22 protein-coding genes are annotated in these 18,224 nt (G+C 58.7%); 2 read left to right on the top strand and 20 right to left on the bottom strand.

Going from position 1 to position 18,224, the window contains the following annotated elements; genetic code table 11:
- Positions 1-5 precede the first annotated feature (5 nt).
- The 10 genes from ACNQFG_RS10465 to ACNQFG_RS10420 form a co-directional block, all read right to left on the bottom strand.
- On the bottom strand, positions 6-542 hold the full coding sequence (locus ACNQFG_RS10465; RefSeq protein ID WP_423404856.1) for a Gx transporter family protein: 537 nt from the start codon (positions 540-542) through the stop codon (positions 6-8).
- A 21-nt stretch (positions 543-563) separates the two neighbouring features.
- Positions 564-2,456, bottom strand: a complete 1,893-nt coding sequence (locus ACNQFG_RS10460) for an ABC-F family ATP-binding cassette domain-containing protein (protein ID WP_423404855.1) — start codon at positions 2,454-2,456, stop codon at positions 564-566.
- Between the two features lie 49 nt (positions 2,457-2,505).
- The gene (locus tag ACNQFG_RS10455) at positions 2,506-3,246 is read right to left on the bottom strand and encodes a YjjG family noncanonical pyrimidine nucleotidase (protein WP_423404854.1); all 741 of its coding nucleotides are present in this window, start codon (positions 3,244-3,246) and stop codon (positions 2,506-2,508) included.
- Positions 3,247-3,386: 140 nt separating this feature from the next.
- A complete protein-coding gene (locus tag ACNQFG_RS10450) occupies positions 3,387-3,608 on the bottom strand; it encodes a hypothetical protein (protein WP_423404853.1) in 222 nt (73 codons plus the stop codon).
- 48 nt (positions 3,609-3,656) lie between these two features.
- A complete protein-coding gene (locus ACNQFG_RS10445; RefSeq protein ID WP_423404852.1) occupies positions 3,657-4,469 on the bottom strand; it encodes an InlB B-repeat-containing protein in 813 nt (270 codons plus the stop codon).
- A 41-nt stretch (positions 4,470-4,510) separates the two neighbouring features.
- Positions 4,511-5,500, bottom strand: coding sequence for a GDSL-type esterase/lipase family protein (locus ACNQFG_RS10440; RefSeq protein ID WP_423404851.1), 990 nt, complete (start codon positions 5,498-5,500; stop codon positions 4,511-4,513).
- A gap of 70 nt (positions 5,501-5,570) precedes the next feature.
- Positions 5,571-6,218 carry an HAD-IA family hydrolase gene (locus tag ACNQFG_RS10435; protein WP_423404850.1) on the bottom strand — a complete coding sequence of 216 codons (648 nt, stop codon included), beginning with the start codon at positions 6,216-6,218 and terminating at the stop codon, positions 5,571-5,573.
- Positions 6,219-6,389: 171 nt separating this feature from the next.
- The gene (locus ACNQFG_RS10430) at positions 6,390-6,716 is read right to left on the bottom strand and encodes a hypothetical protein (RefSeq protein ID WP_423404849.1); all 327 of its coding nucleotides are present in this window, start codon (positions 6,714-6,716) and stop codon (positions 6,390-6,392) included.
- A gap of 62 nt (positions 6,717-6,778) precedes the next feature.
- The gene (locus ACNQFG_RS10425; protein ID WP_423404848.1) at positions 6,779-7,096 is read right to left on the bottom strand and encodes a YerC/YecD family TrpR-related protein; all 318 of its coding nucleotides are present in this window, start codon (positions 7,094-7,096) and stop codon (positions 6,779-6,781) included.
- Between the two features lie 532 nt (positions 7,097-7,628).
- On the bottom strand, positions 7,629-7,802 hold the full coding sequence (locus ACNQFG_RS10420; RefSeq protein ID WP_423404847.1) for a hypothetical protein: 174 nt from the start codon (positions 7,800-7,802) through the stop codon (positions 7,629-7,631).
- Here ACNQFG_RS10420 and ACNQFG_RS10415 point away from each other — a divergent pair.
- Entirely contained in the window at positions 7,786-9,513 is a 1,728-nt protein-coding gene (locus ACNQFG_RS10415; RefSeq protein ID WP_423404846.1) for a carbon starvation protein A, read from the top strand. The genes ACNQFG_RS10420 and ACNQFG_RS10415 overlap by 17 nt on opposite strands.
- 96 nt (positions 9,514-9,609) lie before the next feature.
- Here ACNQFG_RS10415 and ACNQFG_RS10410 read toward each other — a convergent pair whose 3' ends face one another.
- The 6 genes from ACNQFG_RS10410 to ACNQFG_RS10385 all read right to left on the bottom strand — a co-directional run bounded on the left by ACNQFG_RS10410 (position 9,610) and on the right by ACNQFG_RS10385 (position 15,274).
- Positions 9,610-10,302 carry an alpha/beta hydrolase gene (locus tag ACNQFG_RS10410; protein WP_423404845.1) on the bottom strand — a complete coding sequence of 231 codons (693 nt, stop codon included), beginning with the start codon at positions 10,300-10,302 and terminating at the stop codon, positions 9,610-9,612.
- Complete coding sequence (locus ACNQFG_RS10405; RefSeq protein WP_423404844.1) at positions 10,299-10,844, bottom strand: GNAT family N-acetyltransferase; 546 nt, start codon at positions 10,842-10,844, stop codon at positions 10,299-10,301. Before ACNQFG_RS10405 ends, ACNQFG_RS10410 begins: the two co-directional genes overlap by 4 nt.
- A gap of 137 nt (positions 10,845-10,981) precedes the next feature.
- A complete protein-coding gene (gene tsf / locus ACNQFG_RS10400; RefSeq protein ID WP_005940319.1) occupies positions 10,982-11,905 on the bottom strand; it encodes a translation elongation factor Ts in 924 nt (307 codons plus the stop codon).
- A gap of 50 nt (positions 11,906-11,955) precedes the next feature.
- Positions 11,956-12,678: a 30S ribosomal protein S2 gene (rpsB, locus tag ACNQFG_RS10395; RefSeq protein WP_005940316.1), complete on the bottom strand. Its 723-nt coding sequence runs from the start codon at positions 12,676-12,678 to the stop codon at positions 11,956-11,958.
- A 201-nt stretch (positions 12,679-12,879) separates the two neighbouring features.
- Entirely contained in the window at positions 12,880-14,832 is a 1,953-nt protein-coding gene (locus ACNQFG_RS10390; protein WP_423404843.1) for an LTA synthase family protein, read from the bottom strand.
- Between the two features lie 148 nt (positions 14,833-14,980).
- Positions 14,981-15,274 carry a PRC-barrel domain-containing protein gene (locus ACNQFG_RS10385; RefSeq protein WP_097792284.1) on the bottom strand — a complete coding sequence of 98 codons (294 nt, stop codon included), beginning with the start codon at positions 15,272-15,274 and terminating at the stop codon, positions 14,981-14,983.
- Between the two features lie 135 nt (positions 15,275-15,409).
- Here ACNQFG_RS10385 and ACNQFG_RS10380 point away from each other — a divergent pair, with 135 nt between their 5' ends.
- Entirely contained in the window at positions 15,410-16,024 is a 615-nt protein-coding gene (locus tag ACNQFG_RS10380) for an HAD family hydrolase (protein WP_423404842.1), read from the top strand.
- Positions 16,025-16,107: 83 nt separating this feature from the next.
- Here ACNQFG_RS10380 and ACNQFG_RS10375 read toward each other — a convergent pair whose 3' ends face one another.
- The 4 genes from ACNQFG_RS10375 to ACNQFG_RS10360 form a co-directional block, all read right to left on the bottom strand.
- A complete protein-coding gene (locus ACNQFG_RS10375) occupies positions 16,108-16,266 on the bottom strand; it encodes a DUF1540 domain-containing protein (RefSeq protein ID WP_423404841.1) in 159 nt (52 codons plus the stop codon).
- A gap of 67 nt (positions 16,267-16,333) precedes the next feature.
- Positions 16,334-16,693: a nitrous oxide-stimulated promoter family protein gene (locus ACNQFG_RS10370; RefSeq protein ID WP_423404840.1), complete on the bottom strand. Its 360-nt coding sequence runs from the start codon at positions 16,691-16,693 to the stop codon at positions 16,334-16,336.
- 102 nt (positions 16,694-16,795) lie between these two features.
- A complete protein-coding gene (locus ACNQFG_RS10365; RefSeq protein ID WP_423404839.1) occupies positions 16,796-17,218 on the bottom strand; it encodes a flavodoxin in 423 nt (140 codons plus the stop codon).
- Between the two features lie 174 nt (positions 17,219-17,392).
- Positions 17,393-18,145 carry a heparan-alpha-glucosaminide N-acetyltransferase gene (locus ACNQFG_RS10360; RefSeq protein WP_423404838.1) on the bottom strand — a complete coding sequence of 251 codons (753 nt, stop codon included), beginning with the start codon at positions 18,143-18,145 and terminating at the stop codon, positions 17,393-17,395.
- Positions 18,146-18,224 lie beyond the last annotated feature (79 nt).

Genomic DNA, 18,224 nt, shown 5'->3' with positions numbered 1-18,224 from the left:
ACCTCTTATTTTTCTTTTATATTGTAGCCCAGGCGGCCCAGAGCCGGCAGCAGCGCCCGGAGCGTGATGGACGTCAGTGCGCCCATCACGAGGCCGAGCACCAGCATCACCGGCGCATAATAGAGGGAGACCGCCGAGGATAAGATCACACTGGCACCCAGCAGCTGGCCGATGTTGTGGGCCAGTGCGCCGCACACGGAAAGGATGAACCAGGTGGGCCGCACCGGTGCGTGGTAATACAGCACCCACATCACCAGCAGGGACAAAAGGCCGCCGCACAGCGAGAGAAGGCCCGCCGTGAAGCCGGACACCAGAAACACGAACAGTGCCTTGAGCACGTCCAGCACCAGCGCCTGCCTTGGCCCCATGAAAAACAGCGCGTACATCACCACGATGTTGGCAAGGCCCAGCTTCATGCCCGGCAAAAGGCCCGGGATGGTGAGCGTGCCCTCAATGAACGAAAGTGCCATGGCCAGCGCAAACAGCAGGCCGGAAAGGGCGATGCTGTGGGTCTTGGAATCGTTGCGGCGGTGGTTCGGCATGAAAGGGCCTCCTTCGGGTGATCATTCTTCGGTGCTGCTCTGCTCGTACTGCTCCTGTTCCTCCATGGCCTTTTCCCACGCGGCAAACAGCTCTTCCTGATGGAAGCGCAGGTCGCTCAGCTCGTCGCTCTTCTGCCGCAGCAGGTCGGGGTCGTTGTACACCTCCGGGGAGTTGATCTCGTTGTCCAGCTCTACTTCGCGTGCACCGCAGGCTTCCATCTCGTCCTCGCAGGCCTTGATCTTGGCCCGCAGCTCTGCGCGGCGGCGGCGCTGCTCCCTGCCGTAGCCGGTCTTGGCCGGTTCGGCGGCCTTCTGCACGGCAGGGGCCGGGGCGCTGCGGCCCATCAGGGCATCGTAGCTGGGGTAGAGGGTGGCCTTGCCGTCCTCAAGGTAGAGGATGGGGCAGGCCAGACTGTTCATCAGGTGGCGGTCATGGGTGACCAGCAGCAGCGTGCCGGTGTAGGCCATGAGGGCCTCGGTAAGGTTCTCGCGGGTGTAGATGTCCAGATGGTTGGTGGGCTCGTCCAGAAACAGCAGGTTGGGCCGTTCCAGCACGATCTCCGCAAAGCGCAGGCGGGCCAGCTCGCCGCCGGAAAGCGCCTCGCAGGGCTTGAACACCGTCTCGCCCCGGAAGCCCAGCTTTGCCAGATGGCTGCGCACCTCCAGCTCGGTCATGCGGGGGTACTTGTTCCAGATCACATCGATGACCCGGCCCTGCCCCAGACGGTTCTGCTGCTGGGCAAAGATGCTGGGCCGTGCGCCGGTGCCCAGCCGCACCATGCCGCCGGAGGGGCGGCGCTTGCCGTCCAGCACCTGCATCAGGGTGGACTTGCCCGCGCCGTTGGGGCCTGCGATCACCAGCCGCTGGCCGCGGCACACCGTGTAGGTAAAGGGTTCCAGCAGGGTGCGCTCCCCTATTTTGATGGTCAGGTTCTTGAGCAGCACCAGTTCGTTCCACGGTTCTACGTCATATTCAAACCGGAACTTGAGCTGGTTGGTCTCGTCCTTGGGCGCTTCGGTGATTTCCAGCTTTTCCAGCTGCTTGCGGCGGCTCTGGGCCATTTTGGTGGTGGAGGCGCGCACAAGGTTGCGGTCCACATAGTCCTGCAGCTTTTCGGCCAGTGCCACATCTGCATCGTGCTGCTTCTGGCGCAGGGCATCGGCGGCTTCCTTCTGGGGCAGGTAGGCCGAGAAGTTGCCCTTGTAGGTGGTCATGGTCTGGAAGGAGACCTCCCAGATCTTCGTACACACGTTATCGAGGAAGTAGCGGTCGTGGCTGACCACCAGCACCGCACCGGAATAGCTTTTGAGGTAGTTTTCCAGCCATTCCATGGTGGCAAAGTCCAGGTGGTTGGTGGGCTCGTCCAGAATGAGCACGTCCGGCTTTTCCAGCAGCAGCTTTGCCAGCCGCAGCCTCGTCAGCTCGCCGCCGGAGAGCACCGCAATGTTCTTCTGCCATGTATCCTGCGCAAAGCCCATGCCGGACAGCACCTTTTTGATGTTGACGTCCATATTGTATCCATCGGCTGCGTCGATGATGTTCTGCAGTGCATCGTGCTGCTCCAGCAGAGAGGCATCCTCCGGCGAAGCCGCCATCCGGCGCTCCAGGATCTGCATCTGGGCCATGGCATCCAGCACAGGGGCAAAGGTGGAGCGCATCTCGCCGTAGAGATCCAGCGTGGCATCCAGCTTTGCGTTCTGTTCCAGATAGCCCAGCGTCACGCCGTGGGTCACGCTGAACTCACCTTCGTAGTCCTGGTACTCGCCGGTCAAAATCTTGAGCAGGGTGGTCTTGCCCGCGCCGTTCTGGCCCACGATGCCAATGCGGTCCTCCCGCTCGACACTGGCGGTCACATCGTGCAGCACGATCTTTTCGCCAAAGCTCTTGCCTAGTTTTTCCAAATGTATCAGCATTGTTGTTCATCCAATCTTTTTGTTCCCACTTGCCGCACAGCGCAGGAGCTTAGAGCTGATGGCGGCGGTTCTTCAGGCCCACATTGGCCAGCTCTTCCTGCTCCATCACCAGCGGGTACAGCTCTTTCAGGTCTGCGATCTCGTAGGTGGGCACCACCTTGCCGGGGTTCTCGGCGTGGCTGGGGTTATACCAGCAGGTGTCAAGGCCCGCATTCACGCCGCCCTGAATGTCGCTGCTCAGGCCGTCGCCCACCACCAGCACATGCTCGCGGTTCTCCACCCCCAGCGAACGGAGCGCAGTGTCAAAGATCTTGCGGTTTGGCTTTTCGCTGTCGAGTTTTTCGGAGACGAAGACCTCCTCGACGAACTCCTTCAGGCCGGACTCGGCCACGCGGCGGGACTGCACCCGGTCGAAGCCGTTGGTCACAACGGCCAGCGTTGCCACCTCGGCCAGCTCCTTCATCACGTCCAGCACATTGGGCGCGGCGAGGTCCGGGTGGGTGGAGAGCTGGTCGAGATAATATTGATTCATCTCGGCACCGCTGCCTGCGGCATTCACGGCCTTGAGGAAGCGGGTGAACCGCTCCGCCATGAGCTTTTCCCGCTTGATCTGGCCTTTTTCCAGCTGCCGCCACAGCTCCGAGTTGATGGTGCGGTAGGTCTGCACCGTTTCTGCGTCCGGCTCAATGCCGTAGTTCACCAGCGTTTCGGCCAGTGCCTTGCTTTCGGCTGCGTCAAAGTTCAGCAGGGTGTTGTCTGCATCGAACAGCACGCAATAATATTTTGCCATGGTTCAGTTTCCCCTCTCTTGTTGCATGTTCCGGGGAGCTTGTCCTCCCCGGCCGGAGCCGGTCTCTTCCGGATCGCCGGATTTTCCGGATCGTAAGAACAGCGAGAAGCCAGCCCCGCCCCGGCAGAGCTGGCTTCGCCTTATTCCTCGACTACTTCATACGTTTCATCGTCGGTTTGTTCCGGGGTGTTGTCCTCGCAGCGGGAAGCGGCGGAACAGGGCATTTCCGGGCATTTGGGCATCTCGGATTCCAAAACGCCATTGTCCACATTCTCCCAGTCCATCTCATACCAGTCCACACTGCCGTCGGTCACATTTTCCTCACCGGGAAGCCCCGGAACACGGATCTTCTCGCAGAACATCCACTCACGCTCCCTTCGGAACAGCCTATGCAGCGGAGTGGAAAAATGTCAGCGGCTTGCTGCGGCCTCGGTGTTCTCTGCGCTCGTCTCGCTGGAAGCGGGCAGATCGTTCTCTGCCTTGCTTTCCGAAGCTTCGGTCTTCGACTCGCTGTGGGAAGAAGCGCTTTCCTCTTTGGACTCACTCTGCGAAGGGCTGGCCGACTCTGCCTTGGACTCGGCTTTCGACTCGCTTATGGACGCCGATGCACTGGAAGCAGAGCTGGAGGAGTGCTCCGAGCTGCTGCCGGAGGTGCTGTGGGACGAGCTGGAGCTGCCGGAAGAAGCGGCTTCTTCTTTGGACGAAGCGGAAGAACCGGATGTACTGCCGGAGGAAGCTCCGGACGAAGACGAACTGCCCGAACTCGAAGAGCTGGAAGACGAACTGCTGCTCGACGTGCTCGAACTGGACGATTCACTGTTGACAGTCAAGGTCAGCGTGTTGCTCTTCACGGTGCAGTTGTTGTAGGTGACGACGGCGTAGATCTTATAGCTGCCGACGGCCATGGAGGAGACCGGAACGGTCACGGTCGTCTGGCCTGCAGCGGCCTTGACCTCTTCCCCGTTGGCGTACCAGCGGAGATTGTCGCTGCTGGCATACTTGCCGCCGAGCTTTGCCTTGAAGATATAGGAGCTGCCGAACAGGCCCTTTCCCTCGTTGGAGATCTCGACGGACACTGCGGCAAACACAGCCGTGACGTCAATGTTCTGCTGGAACTTGTCATCGGTGCGGGTGCGGGTGGTGACGCCGTCGCTCCACTTGACGAACACATAGCCCTCGGCGGGAACTGCCGTCACGCTGATGGTCTGGGACGCATCGGTCACGGTGTAGCTCAGGGAGGTCTTGTCAGACTCACCGCCGGAGGTCAGCGTACCGCCGCCCTTTTTTCGACCCGATAGTGCGCTTCATAGTGAACAGGCTCAGCGGTGGAACTGCTGGCGCTCTCGCTGGCAGACTCCGAGCTGGGAGCCTGGACCGCAGAACTGGGGTTGGAAACATACTCCAGTGTTCGGGTGGGGATGTTGGCGGTGTCCGGGCGGCGGTCGTCGGTCTGGTAAGCGTGGGTGCGCAGATAGCTCAGCGCTGCCTTGAGGCCTGCACTCTTCAGGTGGATGTCGCCGTTTGTGTAGTAGTCCGGCTTGCCGTAACCATCCTCCCCCTTGAGGATCTCGGCAGTGTTCAGAAACTTGAGGCCCAGCTGCTCGCACAGGTTGAGCAGTGCCATGTTCATATCGTCGATCCTGGCCTGATCCATGTGAGGGTAGGTCGAGTGATCCGCCGGGATGGGCGGGATGGTGTTGACGATGATATCGGTATAGGGATAGCTGGCCTGGATGGCCTGGACCAGAGCGGTATAATTCGCGATAAAGTCGGCCACTTCCATGCCGTTGTCGTTGGTGCCCAGCATGATGACCACGCGGCGGGGCTTCATTTTGGCCACGGCCTGCGCGATGGTGTAGGTGCTGCTGTCCTTTTTAAAGGTAACGATGCCCTCGTTCAGGGCGGCATGGGTGCCAATGCCCTCCTTGGCGCAGAACTGCTGCAGGCTGATCAGGCCGTTGGCGTACAGGCGCACCGTGTTGGAATCGCCGATGAAGAGGGTCTCGTCCTGGTAGGACTGCCCCGCATCGGCCGTTTCTGCCAGCAGAGAAGCCGATGAATTGTCGATCTGATAGTGCTCTGCCAGATCTTCGCCACCCGCGGGCGTTTCCGAGGAGACGGAGTCTGCATCGGGTACATTCGGGGCGTCCACCTTACCCCGCCTGAGCAGGGTCAGAGTGATGCCGATGGTCAGCAGCGCCGCCAGCGCACACACAACGCAGACCAGAACAGCCTGCCGCTGCAAAGGAGTCATAGATTGCTTGTCCGATTGTGTCCTACGATTCATAATGATTCACCATTTTTATTCTCAATCAGCGATCCGGTCAGGCGTTCACAAGGGCGTCCGCGAGGGCGGCGCAGCTTTCGGCCAGCAGCACCGGGTGGAAGGGTTCCAGCTCTTCCCTGCTGCCGTAGCCGTACAGCGCACCGGCGGCATCCAGCCCGCAGTCCGCAGCGCCACGCATGTCGTCGTTGCGGTCGCCCACCATCAGCACCCGTTTGCCCTTGACGCATGGCTGCTCCAGCACGTAGCGGACGACCTCGGTCTTGGTGTCGCGGCTCTCGTCCATGGACGCGCCGCCGATAAAATCGAAGTATGGGGCAAGACCCTGCTCTTTGAGAATGGGCGTAACGACCTGCGTGGGCTTGGAGGTAGCGGTGCACAGCACAAGGCCCGCGTCCTTCAGGCGCTGCAGCATCTCTGCTGCGCCGGGGTAGGCGGCGCACTCGTGGCTGCCCTTGACGGCGTAGCTGGCACGGTAGAGCCCGGCGGCTTCCTCGACCTTGGCTGGGTCGGTGAAGTGCTCTGCGAACGTCTTGCGCAGCGGCGGGCCAAGGTAGCGGCGCAGGTCCACACCGGTGATATCTACGTTCATCTTGCGGAAGACCTCTTCCAGTGTATTCAGGATGCCGGGTGCGGAATCAATGAGCGTTCCGTCCACGTCGAATAAGATCACGTCATAGTGCTGCAAGGTTCATTTCCTCTCTTTCACACATATACAGTGTATAGTATAGCACAGTTTTCTGTATTCAGCAATTCCGCACAAAACGTTTTTTCATCTTTTGGCTAGATTGTTCATAGAATAGCCACAAACACAAAAAGCCTGCCCGGCAAAGTGCGGGCAGGCAGGGGCAACCGCTGGTTATTGCGCGGTGGTGGTGTTTTCCGTCGAGGGGTAATAGAGGTTGTTGGAGACGAACTCCAGCTTATCCTTGAGCACCAGCTCCAGGTTTGCCACGGCGTGCACCATGTTGGTGGCCGAATCGTTTACTTCCAGCAGCTTGCACAGGTCGACTTCCTTCATGGCCATCGCGGTCTTCATCTTCCGGCTCTCGGCGCACAGGATGTGGCTCAGGGCAGACTCCTGCAGCGCAATGCTCTCCAGCAGGTCGATGACGGCCTGATTGAGGGTGACGCGGGGCAGTGCGGGGCATTCCAGCGTGGGCGTGCAGTTGGTTTCCGTGATCATAAATCGGGTCATCCTTTCTTATATAAGGTATGCCCCATTGTATGTCCGGGCCGCTGCCTGTGTCACTCGGCGGAATCGGCTGCTTCCTTCGCAGAGACTTTTTCGATGACGTCGCGGTAGCCGCCGGAGCCGTACTGGATGCAGCGGTTGATGCGGCTGATGGTGGCCGTGCTGATCTCCACTGCCTTCACGATCTGATCGTAGGTTCTGCCGTCCAGCAGCATCTTTGCCGCTTCCAGCCGCTGCGCCATATCCGAGATCTCCTTTACAGTGCACAGGTCTTCAAAGAAGTTGTAGCACTCCTCCCGCGTTTCCAGACTGAGGATGGCATCAAACAGTGCGTCCGTGGTCGGGTTCTTTCTGGGGTTTTTCTCAGCCATAGCGGCCTCCTTTGCGGCAAGCGCCGGATATTTGGAAGATTTTATGATTTTGTATTATCACTTTAGCACATCAAAGTGTGAAAGTCAAGTCTTTTCGCAACGTGAGTGATTTTCACATTTTAGTGTGCACAGTTTTCTTCTCTTCACGCATGAACAAAAATCACCTAAAAATTTTTACCAGCATTTTTCCCGAATTGGCACATCCTCCTAACTTGCCCAAAATATATTGACAAATTATGAAATCGGGACTAAAGTATACACAATCATTCGGCAAATGCGATGAACAGGACACGACCTTTTCCCACACTTGCTCCCAGAGAGCTGTCGGTTTTGGTGTAAGACGGCAGCAAAGAGAGAGAGGTTATCCCCTGCGAGCAGCCGGTGCGAACCGAACAGTAGCACCTGGCCGATCCGCCCCCGTTACAGGGCGTCCCGCTCCGGTGAGGTTCTCCCGGAGCGGGCAGAAAGTGGCTGCCCTCAAAAGCAGCAAGCGAAGTGGTACCGCGGAGAATTGCAGCCGGGAGACCGGTTGTCAGGCCTTCGTCTTCGGGTGGATGCGGTCTGCATCCAGGACGAAGATGGAGGCTTTTTTCATCCCCTGCCGCCCGGCGCTTGTGGTTTTTGAGTGCAGCCGCCAGATGGACCCTGGCCGTTTTGCCGTTTGGAAAGAAAGGAAAGAGGTAAAAACAATGAATACGCTGGTCATCGTATTGATCGCAGCCGTGTGTCTGTTTGGCGCTTATATGCTTTACGGCCGCTGGCTGGCAAACAAGTGGGGCATCGACCCCTCTGCCAAGACCCCGGCAGTTGTCCATGAGGACGGCCGGGACTACGTTCCCACCGACGGCTGGACCGTGTTTGCACACCAGTTCAGCTCCATTGCCGGTGCAGGCCCTGTTACCGGTGCGATCCAGGCCGCTGCGTTCGGCTGGCTGCCGGTGCTGCTGTGGGTGCTGCTGGGCGGCATCTTCTTCGGTGCTGTCACCGACTTCGGCGCTCTGTATGCTTCCGTTAAGAACGACGGCAAGAGCATGGGCATGCTGATCGAAAAGTACATCGGCAAGACCGGCCGCAAGCTGTTCCTGCTGTTCTGCTGGCTGTTCTGCGGCATCGTCATTGCCGCCTTTGCCGACATGGTGGCCGGCACCTTCAATGCCTACGGTGCCGACGGTGCTCTGGTGGAGGCTGCCCAGACCAACGGTGCTGCCGGCATGGTCTCCATCATGTTCATGGTGTTCGCCGTGATCTTTGGCCTGCTGCAGAAGAACCTGCACTTCACCGGCTGGAAAGAGAATGTGATCAGCATCGTATTCATCGTGCTGTCCTTTGTGGTGGGTGCAAACTTCCCCATCATTCTGGGCAAGGCTGCATGGAGCTACATCACCTTTGTGTACATCTTCTTTGCCGCTGTCCTGCCCATGTGGCTGCTGAAGCAGCCCCGTGACCACATGACCACCTTTATGTTCGTGGCCATGATCGTGGGTGCTGTTCTGGGCCTGATCGTCAACCATCCCGTCATGAACCTGCCGGTGTTCACCGGCTTTACCAACGCCAAGCTGGGCACCATGTTCCCCATCCTGTTCGTTACCGTTGCCTGCGGCGCTGTTTCCGGTTTCCACAGTCTGGTGTCTTCCGGCACCTCCTCCAAGACCGTTACCAATGAGAAGGATATGCTGAAGGTCGGCTATGGTGCCATGGTGCTGGAAAGCCTGCTGGCTGTCATCGCCCTGTGCGTGGCCGGTGCTTCTGCTGCTGCAGACGGCACCCCCGCAGACGGCACTCCGTTCCAGGTCTTCAGCCGCGGCGTTGCCAGCTTCTTCGTGGGCTTTGGCCTGGACCAGCACTTTGCCTCTGTGTTTATGACCATGTGCGTTTCCGCACTGGCCCTGACCAGTCTGGATGCTGTGGCCCGTATCGGCCGCATGAGCTTCCAGGAGCTGTTCAGCGTGGACGACATGGAGCATGCTGAGGGCTGGCGCAAGCTGCTGTGCAACGTGTACTTCTCCACCTTCCTGACTCTGGCTTTCGGCTTCCTGCTGACCAAGATCGGCTACGCCAACATCTGGCCCCTGTTCGGTTCTGCAAACCAGCTGCTGAGCGCTCTGGTTCTGGCCACTCTGTGCGTGTTCCTGAAGGTCACCGGCCGCAGCAACAAGATGATCTTCCCTCCGCTGATCATCATGCTGTGCGTCACCTTCACCGCTCTGGTGCAGCGCCTGATCGCTATGGTCAAGGCCATCAGCAATGCCGCTGCTGTCACCATCCCCGCTGGCGAGACCACCTGGGGTGCCGTGTTCATTGCAAACGGCCTGCAGCTGATCCTGGCCGTGCTGCTGATCGTTCTGGGCCTGAACATCGTGTTCCACTCCTTCAAGGCTTACTCCAACGCGGAGCAAAACAGCGAAGCAAAGGTCTAAAAACAACTGCGGTTTTCACGATTCGTTCGTAAAAACAGAAAGAGATCCCCGCTGACGTCATCGAACCCGTCAGCGGGGATCTCTGTTTTTCTGCGCTTATAGATGCGCACTTTCCCAGGCCTGCAGCACGGCCAGCTGCGTCTCGGTGTGGAACCAGTGTTCCCCGTCGGCCAGAAGGGTCAACTGTGCCCCGGTCGCGCGCTTGAAGCGGTCAAGCACAGCATAGGAAGTCAGCTCGTCAGCTTCGCCATAGAGCACCTGCGTGGGGGTGCGCCAGCGGAGCGGATGTTCCCGCACCCAGCACAGATACGGCCATGAGAGGGTCTCCCCAAGATCCGTGGGGATCTCCCCTGCCGCCTTCAGCTGCGCTTCGGTCACGTTGGCCTGCTGCATCATCCTGCCGATGAGGTCTTCCATATCCACGATGGGCGAAACGAAGAGCGCACGGCGCAGTGCCTTCTCCTGTAACGCCAGCATGGAAAACCACGCACCGATGCTCGTGGCCCGCAGCGAGACCTGCCGCCAGTGCACTCTTGCATACTGATCCATAAATTGCAGCTCCGGAACGACCACCCATGGCAGGAGCCGTTCCGGGCCGTTCTTCCGCTCGCCATGTTCGGGCAGGTCAATGGCCAGCACCTGATAACCTGCCGGGCAGGCCTGCTCTGCAAATGCAAGGGCTTCCTCTTTGCTGCCCATTTTTCCGTGGACGTAGAGATACACCTTGCGGGAAGGCTCGCCGATGAGGAGTGCGGGGATGCCCTTCAGGGTAATGCGTTCTGTTTTCATAGCATCTTCACCATCATGATCTCGTCGCGGTAGGTTCCATCCTTGAGCTTGAAGGCATGGGGCGTGGTGCCGCAGCGTTCAAAGCCAAATTTCTCATAGAGGCGGATGGCACGGGTGTTATCGCTGCACACCCCCAGTTCCAGCTGTTCGAAACCGTTGGTGCGGGTCTGGTCAATGGCCAGCTGCATCAGATAACTGCCCAGACCGCAGCCCCAATCCTCTTTCCGGACAGAGATGCCCATTATGGCACGATGGCGATACTTGATGTGCGGCCGCACCTGTGCAACGCCAAACTCCCCCACCAGCTTTTCTCCGGCAAAAGCACCGACCTCAAAATTCAGCGCGCTGGCTTCAGAGCCTGCCAGCCCCTTTTGCAGCGTTTCCAGATTCGCGCCTTCTTCCGGGTAGCGGGCCATAAAGTGTGTTTCGCGGTAGGTTGCAAGGCGGAATGCGTTGAGCGCTTCGGCGTCGTCTGCGCACAGACTGCGCACCGTCAGCATTTCCCCGTTGGGCAGTTGGAACGCACACGGGACGATCTTCATGGTCAGCACTTCTTTCTGTTTGGAATGGGTCTATCATAACACCTTCGGTCAGGTTTTACAACCCCGGAACGCAAAAAAGGAGCCGCAACACCCTATGACAGGCACTGCGGCTCCCATTTTCAGCTTGGAAGCTTGAATTACTTCACCATGCTTGCAACTTCAGCAGCGAAGTCGTCAGCACGCTTCTCCAGGCCTTCGCCCTTCTGGAAGCGGGTGAACTTGACGATCTTGATGTCGCCGCCCAGATCCTTAGCGACCTTAGCGGTGTACTGAGCAACGGTCAGGTCGCTGTCCTTGACGAACTCCTGATCGACCAGGCAGTTCTCCTTGAAGAACTTCTTGATCTTGCCCTCGATCATCTTCTGCTTCACAGCCTCGGGCTTGTTAGCGGTCTTGGGATCGCCAGCCATCTGAGCCAGCATGATCTCCTTCTCCTTGGCCACGACCTCAGCGGGGACAGAAGCCTCATCGACATAGCCGGGGTTAGCAGCTGCAACCTGCATAGCGATGTCCTTGCCGTAGGTAACGAACTCGTCCTTAGCCTCGATGCCGTTGGTGGTCTCGAAGTTGACCAGAATGCCGTGGGTGCCGCCGCCGTGGACGTATGCAGAGCAAACGCCCTCGTAACGGACGAAACGGCGAACCTTGATGTTCTCCTTGATGACCAGGATCAGGTTCTTCAGAGCCTCGTCCACGGTCTCGCCGTTCTCGGTCTTGCAAGCCATCAGAGCCTCAACATCAGCAGGGTTCTGCTTCATGATGACCTGAGTAGCCTCCTTGACGAAAGCAACGAACTTGTCGTTCTTGGCGACGAAGTCGGTCTCAGCGTTGACCTCGATGACAACACCCACCTTGCACTGGGGGCAGTAGTCAGCGTAGACCATGCCCTCGGCAGCGGTACGGCTTGCCTTCTTGGCAGCGGTAGCCAGACCACGCTCACGCAGGATCTCGATTGCCTTCTCGAAGTTGCCGTCAGCCTCGGTCAGAGCCTTCTTGCACTCCATCATGCCGCAGTCGGTCTGCTTGCGCAGTTCCATAACGTCCTTTGCAGAAATAGCCATTTTCGCGTATTCTCCCTTACACGTTATTTTGTTGTTTGTGGGATGGGAAATCAGGCGTTTGCTGCATCCTCAGCGGGAGCGGCCTCCTGGTTGCCCTGCTTGCCTTCCAGCACAGCGTCAGCCATAGCGCCAGCGATCAGCTTGACAGCGCGGATTGCGTCGTCGTTGCCGGGGATCACGTAATCGATCTCGTCGGGGTTGCAGTTGGTATCAACGATAGCCACGATGGGGATGTTCAGCTTGCGGGCCTCAGCAACAGCGATGCGCTCCTTGTGAGGATCGACGATGAACATAGCCTTCGGCAGGGTCTTCATGTTCTTGACACCGCCCAGGTACTTGTCCAGCTTCTCCATCTCCAGCTCCAGCTTGGCAACTTCCTTCTTGGGCAGCAGCTCGAAGGTGCCGTTCTCCTTCATCTTAGCCAGCTGATCCATACGGTCGATGCGCTTGCGGATGGTGCGGAAGTTGGTCAGCATACCGCCCAGCCAGCGAGCATTGACATAGTGCATGCCGCAGCGCAGAGCCTCGTCACGGATGGACTCCTGAGCCTGCTTCTTGGTGCCGACGAACAGGATGTCGCCGCCCTCAGCTGCAACTTCCTTCACGTAGTTGTAAGCCTCGTCCAGCTTCTTCACGGTCTTCTGCAGATCGATGATATAGATGCCGTTGCGCTCGGTGAAGATGTACTTAGCCATCTTGGGGTTCCAGCGGCGGGTCTGGTGACCGAAGTGCACACCTGCTTCGAGAAGCTGCTTCATAGAAACGACTGCCATAGTAAAAATACCTCCAGATATTGTTTTGCCTCCGCACACCGTGATCACGGGCCGTATCGGACGGTTCGGGACTGCCCTCCACCCATTTGGGCACAAAAGGGCATAGTGATGCGTGTGTAATGCTGAATTATAATAGCACAAAAAGGACGCGGATTCAAGAGCTTTTCGGTGTTTTTTACAAAAAGATTTTGCAATTTTCTCTTATTTGCCGGTCGGTGCCGCTTCCAGGCCCTCCATCCCCATCCGGCTGAGGGCATAGCCCTTGCCGAACATTAGGTCGTATTGGAGCAACCAGTGGTTGGCGCCCCACTGCTGCTGCAATGCAGTAGGCTCCTGCGTGGTGGTGCCGTCCCGGTTCATGACGGTGCCGCGGGTGTTCGTGCGGTACGCCACCTGCAGCTGACGGTTCAGGAACTGGAAGTAGAGCGGCTCTTCCAGACCGTAAATGTCCATCATTACCGGCGAGATATCGTAAGCGGCAATGGTGCCAAGGTCCACCTGCTGCTGGCTGTAGTTGGACCACATCAGCAGCGTGGTCTGGTGCAGGCGGGGGTCTGCGCTGGAATCGCTGGCATAGCCGGTAGTGGTGTAGACATCGTAATTGGAATCGATGGGGTTATAGTGGTCGCCCCAGAACACCAGAATGACCGGCTCGTCCACCTGCGAGAAGTATTCGGTCAGTTTGCCCATCATGGCATCTGCATCCCGGATGCCGGTAGCAAAATCTTCCAGCGCCCCCAGTGTGCTCCGGCTGATGCCAGACGGAGCGTTCAGCACCTTTACGCGCTCGTCGTCCGGGTAGTTGTCCTTGTTATAATTGGTATGGTTCTGCATGGTGACAGCGTGCAGGAAGATGGGCTTGTCCGAGCTGGACTTCATGCTCTCGTACTGCTGGATGATCTGGTCGGCCATGGAATCATCGGTGACAAGGCCGCTGGTCCAGTAGTGCTTGCGCACCTTGTTGACGTGGGTCATCTTTTCCAGACTGAGGAAGGTGTCCAGACCCAGATTCGGATAGGCCGTGTCGCGGCTCCAGTATTTTGCCCAGAAGCAGTGCACGGCTGCGGTCTGGTAGCCCTTGAGCTTGAGGTAATTGGGCATGGCGAACATGGGCTTGGTCACATGCTGCTGGTAGGGCTTGCTGCCGCCGGGCAGGAAGGACACCGAATAGCCGGTCAGCGCCTCAAACTCCACATCGCAGGTGCCGCCGCCAAAGCTGGGGCTGTAGGCCCGGCCATAGGCGCTGGTCTCCTGCAGGCGATGGAGGTTGGCGGAAACATCCGTGTCGAATGCAAAGCCATACTGTTCCAGCTCCGAGACATCCCAGTAGGACTCGTCCATCACATAGATGATGGTGGGGCTCTGTTCGGTCTCCCCGGCAGGCGTGACCGCCCCATAAGACGCCGGGTAGAGCGGTGCCGTCTGGTAGTTCCCGGCTGCGGCGGTGTCGTCCAAAATCTCGTTCACGGCATCTTCCGAGTAGTCGTCCGGTTTCGAGATCTCCAGATTGGTGAGGTTGGTCATAAAGCCGGTGATCACGCCGTAGTAGCGGTAGTAGCGGTCCTGCATCCAGGCGTCGGGCAGAATGCCGATGGCCTGGGTGACTGCGGGCTGCAGGAAGACGCCGAAAAGCAGGCCGCAGACGGCCGCAGCGCTGGCCGCAGCGCCCAGCACGCGGGGCTTCCAGTTCAGCTTTTTTCGCCCGCGGTAGAGGAAGAAGCTGGCCGCGAGCAGCAGCAGAATGAGAACGATGGAGACCACCATGCTGGTCTGGATATGGATCCCGGCAGCGGAAGCAACACCCGCCGCCTCCGAGACCTGCGCCAAATCCCACGGGAGAAACGGCTCACCGCGCAGCTGCAGCGTGTAGAAATCCACCGCCGCCGGGACACAGCCGAGAATGGCCGCGATCAGGGTGGCCAGCGGCGCGAAGCGGGTCAGCCAGTCCACCATCAGCCAGATGAGGAAAAGCAGCGCCCACGCCAGAAGATAGGCTTCGGCGTGGGGAAAAATGTATTGGGTCAGAGTGTCCACGGTCAGACTGCCGCGGGCGATCCACTCCGTGAGCACCACAAGCACCAGCGTGACGACCGGCGGGAAAGCCAGCCGCAGCGCATGGAGCCAGGCCGGAGTGCGGGATGCGCGTTTATTCATACAAGAACCGTTCCTTTCACTTCCTGAGCGCCCCAATGGGGCGATGATCTTTGAGTTTGCGAGCACAAATCATGGCCCACGGTTCCCTATTATAATCCTGTTTTCTGTAAAATCAAACCCTAATTCCGGAAAAACAGATGAAAAACTTTCATCCATCCAACCAGCGGCGCAGCTTTTGCCAGAACGAAGCACTTTTTTGCTCCGGCAAAGGCAGTTCTGTGCGCACCAGAACGGCATCCAGCCCGATCTTGTCGATTTCCTCCCAGGGGATGGTCAGCGTCTCGTCCCGCCCCAGCAGCCCGAACAGATGCGGCCTGCCCAGCAAAAGCAGGCTCCGGACCTGCGCGGTCTGCGGGTCAAGTTCCAGATCATCGGCCCTGCCCAGGCAGGCCCCATTGGACAGCTGCACGACCTCTTTGGCGCAAAGCTCCCGGAATGTCATCGGCTCCCCTCCCCGCTGTGTGTTCTCTTTTACTGTATGCGGCAGGGCGGCGCTTGATGCAGACCGGCCCCTTGTGTTATACTGAGTGCAGCAACCAATTGGAAAACTCACCCATTCAGATCGAGGTATGTGTCGATGTATAAAAATATCGTGTTTGATTTCGGCGGCGTCATGGTCGATTTTGACCCCAAGGAGTATCTGGTGGACCGTTTCTGCAACGCCGATGTGGAGGAGCAGGTCAGCGCTCTGACCTTTGACAGCGAAGAGTGGAAGCTGCTGGACGCCGGGCTCATCACCCGATTCGAGGCCAACCAGCGGATGTTGGCCAAGGCCAGAGAACAGGGCTGCGCCTTTGAGGTGCAGGGCGTGCTGGACGACTGGCTGCACATCCTGCGCCCGCGCCGCCGGATGCAGGAGCTGGTGCAGAAGCTGAAAGCCCACGGCTACTGCGTTTATTACCTGAGCAATATTCCGGAAGATGTGCTCGACCTGCTGATGAATCGGGACATGAAGGGCCTGTTCGACGGCGGCGTAGCCTCCTGCGAGGTGCACATCAACAAGCCCGACCCCCGCATCTACAAAGCGCTGCTGGAAAAATACCACCTCAAGGCGCAGGAGAGCGTCTTCATCGACGACCGGCTGGACAATGTGCAGGCCGCATTCACGCTGGGCTTCGTGGGCATCCGGATGAAGGAGAGCGTCGGCACACTGGTGCGCAGCCTTGCCACCTGCGGCGTGGCCCTGCGCTGAGCCGCACCAAAACACAAACCGCCCGGTTCCATGCTGTTTTCGGCACGGAACCGAGCGGTTTTCTGCGCGTAGGAGTTGCGAAGTTACTTGGCTTCGTAATTCTGGCAGAAGTGCGGGGTCTCGATCTGCTGGGTGGTGCAGGAGCAGTGCTCGGTCACTTTGATCTGGGGCAGGTCGCACTTGCAGCCGCTCACATTGTGGCTGCACTCGCAGACATCGCAGACAACACCGGTATTTTCCATTCGTTCTCACCTCTTTGAATCTGGGATGCTTCTAGGATGCCCCCATTCCGTGAGATTTATACACCGGTCACTTCTCTGCCCCGGCTTCGCGTTTGGCCCGGATGGTCACGACCACATGCCGGATGGAAAGCACCGGGTGCACCGGCAGCATCCGCGGGCCTGCCCAGCGCATCACCGCGCGGATCTTCTCCCGCATTTCCGGCTTGTAGCAGTGCACTTTGCAGGCCGAGCAGAAGGTCTTGGTCTCCATGAACGGACAATGGTCGATGCGGGCCAGCGTATAATCGCGAAGCTCCTGACATTCCAGGCAGAGCGAGCCTTTGGGGGTGTGGTGCTGCCTGCGGCAGTAAAGAGCGATCATCTCGCTCACCAGAAGTTGTTCCTCCGCGCGCTTTTTCACAAGGTCTTTCGGGGTGGTCTGTTTCATGCGTTCCTCCAGATACAACAAAAAACCGGCAGAAAGCCGGTATCGTTCGGTTCTCTGTCGGTTAGTTTATCAAGACAAACTCATTTTGTCAAGAGAAAAGGCTTACCATGCAGCCAGATCTGCACCCAGCTTGCGGCATGCAGCCTGAACATCATCGTCCGGGGCCTCGTTGCAGATCAGGCCCTCTTCGCTGAACAGGACCGCGCCGTCCTCCTTGACACGCTCGCACCAATCGCGCATCCACTGGCCGTCGCCCCAGCCGTAGGAGCCGAACAGGGCGATCTTCTTGCCGTTCAGAGAACCCTCCAGATCAGAGAACATCGGCTCGAACTCGCTCTCCTCCAGCTGCTCAGCACCCATTGCGGGGCAGCCGAATGCCACGACGTCATATTCGCCCAGCTTGGCAGCATTCATCTCGCCGCAGGGAACGATGGTGGCGGCAGCACCTGCCCCCTCAGCGATGCAGTTTGCCATGGTCTCAGTGTTGCCGGTTGCGCTCCAGAATACGACTGCTACTTTGCTCATAAAGAAGAACCTCTCTTTCAATTGTGGTTAGTACATTCTAACTTTTATCGCCAGGAAAATGCGTCATCCGAGACGGACGCGCATTTTAACGGTTAGGTTTCTCTAACCACAGACAGGATACCACAATGCAGCAGGGTTGTCAAGGCTCTTTTGCAGATTTTTCCACTCCCCTGCTCAAAGCAGCTGCGGAACGGTGAACACCAGCGTCAGCACACCGAAAATGACCGGCTGGTGCAGCAGATACAGCAAAAGCGAGTGCCGGCCCATCCAGCCCAGCGCCGGGCACACCGGGCGGCGCAGCGGCTCCATGCGTCTGCGGCCGACAAGAGGATGCAGGTAGTACCCCGCCCAGAACAAAAACAGCCACGGCAGCAGCGGGAAGTAATCGGAGGAGTAAAAGGAGACCGGGTAAAAGCCGAAGTATGCCGTGAGGTAGTTGGCATACAGCCCCTGCGGCAGCGCCCAGCGCAGCGGGCCAAGCCCCCAATAGCCATCCATCGTGTGATAGGTCAGCACGAACAGGATCAAACTGACCGCCAGCCCCACCGCCGGCGGGATCTTTTGCAGCCACTTCTGCACAAGGCCCGTCAGGAGCATGGCCGAGCCCAGCAGGGTCAGCACCCCAAACCAGACCACATCTTCCGGCATGAACACCAGCGTCACCGCCGTTACCAGCGCTCCGGCACCAAAGACCGCCGCGCCGCGTTTGAGCGGATGATGCCCCAGCGGCAGACAGAAGCCGGACAGCAGAATGAACACCCAGCAGATGGTCTGCTGCCACAGACGCCCCTGCCCGGCGGAATACCACGGCACCACGACCCCGAAGAGATACACAGCATCCCACATGCCGTGGTACAGCATCATGCTGACCAGATCCAGCCCGCGCAGCTCGTCCAGCAGGGCGTAACGGGATGAAGACGATTTCATGAGGAAACTTCCTTTTTCGTTTTTTGTCTCATTGTACGCTTTGCCGCCGGGCGCGTCAAGCAAAAAAGCTGCTGTGCAG

Origin of the sequence: Faecalibacterium prausnitzii (genome assembly GCF_049532945.1) — a bacterium.
Lineage (GTDB): Bacteria > Bacillota > Clostridia > Oscillospirales > Ruminococcaceae > Faecalibacterium > Faecalibacterium prausnitzii_N.
The sequence above is the reverse complement of the archived record's forward strand: the minus strand, read 5'-3'. Positions and strand labels throughout refer to the sequence as shown.

Bases quoted from the DNA above. Each gene is read 5' to 3' on its own strand.
- ACNQFG_RS10465 (WP_423404856.1), bottom strand. From the start codon at position 542: ATGCCGAACCACCGCCGCAACGATTCCAAGACCCACAGCATCGCCCTT.
- ACNQFG_RS10460 (WP_423404855.1), bottom strand. From the start codon at position 2,456: ATGCTGATACATTTGGAAAAACTAGGCAAGAGCTTTGGCGAAAAGATC.
- ACNQFG_RS10455 (WP_423404854.1), bottom strand. From the start codon at position 3,246: ATGGCAAAATATTATTGCGTGCTGTTCGATGCAGACAACACCCTGCTG.
- ACNQFG_RS10450 (WP_423404853.1), bottom strand. From the start codon at position 3,608: ATGTTCTGCGAGAAGATCCGTGTTCCGGGGCTTCCCGGTGAGGAAAAT.
- ACNQFG_RS10440 (WP_423404851.1), bottom strand. From the start codon at position 5,500: ATGACTCCTTTGCAGCGGCAGGCTGTTCTGGTCTGCGTTGTGTGTGCG.
- ACNQFG_RS10430 (WP_423404849.1), bottom strand. From the start codon at position 6,716: ATGATCACGGAAACCAACTGCACGCCCACGCTGGAATGCCCCGCACTG.
- ACNQFG_RS10425 (WP_423404848.1), bottom strand. From the start codon at position 7,096: ATGGCTGAGAAAAACCCCAGAAAGAACCCGACCACGGACGCACTGTTT.
- ACNQFG_RS10415 (WP_423404846.1), top strand. From the start codon at position 7,786: ATGAATACGCTGGTCATCGTATTGATCGCAGCCGTGTGTCTGTTTGGC.
- ACNQFG_RS10420 (WP_423404847.1), bottom strand. From the start codon at position 7,802: ATGACCAGCGTATTCATTGTTTTTACCTCTTTCCTTTCTTTCCAAACG.
- ACNQFG_RS10410 (WP_423404845.1), bottom strand. From the start codon at position 10,302: ATGAAAACAGAACGCATTACCCTGAAGGGCATCCCCGCACTCCTCATC.
- ACNQFG_RS10405 (WP_423404844.1), bottom strand. From the start codon at position 10,844: ATGAAGATCGTCCCGTGTGCGTTCCAACTGCCCAACGGGGAAATGCTG.
- tsf (WP_005940319.1), bottom strand. From the start codon at position 11,905: ATGGCTATTTCTGCAAAGGACGTTATGGAACTGCGCAAGCAGACCGAC.
- rpsB (WP_005940316.1), bottom strand. From the start codon at position 12,678: ATGGCAGTCGTTTCTATGAAGCAGCTTCTCGAAGCAGGTGTGCACTTC.
- ACNQFG_RS10390 (WP_423404843.1), bottom strand. From the start codon at position 14,832: ATGAATAAACGCGCATCCCGCACTCCGGCCTGGCTCCATGCGCTGCGG.
- ACNQFG_RS10385 (WP_097792284.1), bottom strand. From the start codon at position 15,274: ATGACATTCCGGGAGCTTTGCGCCAAAGAGGTCGTGCAGCTGTCCAAT.
- ACNQFG_RS10380 (WP_423404842.1), top strand. From the start codon at position 15,410: ATGTATAAAAATATCGTGTTTGATTTCGGCGGCGTCATGGTCGATTTT.
- ACNQFG_RS10375 (WP_423404841.1), bottom strand. From the start codon at position 16,266: ATGGAAAATACCGGTGTTGTCTGCGATGTCTGCGAGTGCAGCCACAAT.
- ACNQFG_RS10370 (WP_423404840.1), bottom strand. From the start codon at position 16,693: ATGAAACAGACCACCCCGAAAGACCTTGTGAAAAAGCGCGCGGAGGAA.
- ACNQFG_RS10365 (WP_423404839.1), bottom strand. From the start codon at position 17,218: ATGAGCAAAGTAGCAGTCGTATTCTGGAGCGCAACCGGCAACACTGAG.
- ACNQFG_RS10360 (WP_423404838.1), bottom strand. From the start codon at position 18,145: ATGAAATCGTCTTCATCCCGTTACGCCCTGCTGGACGAGCTGCGCGGG.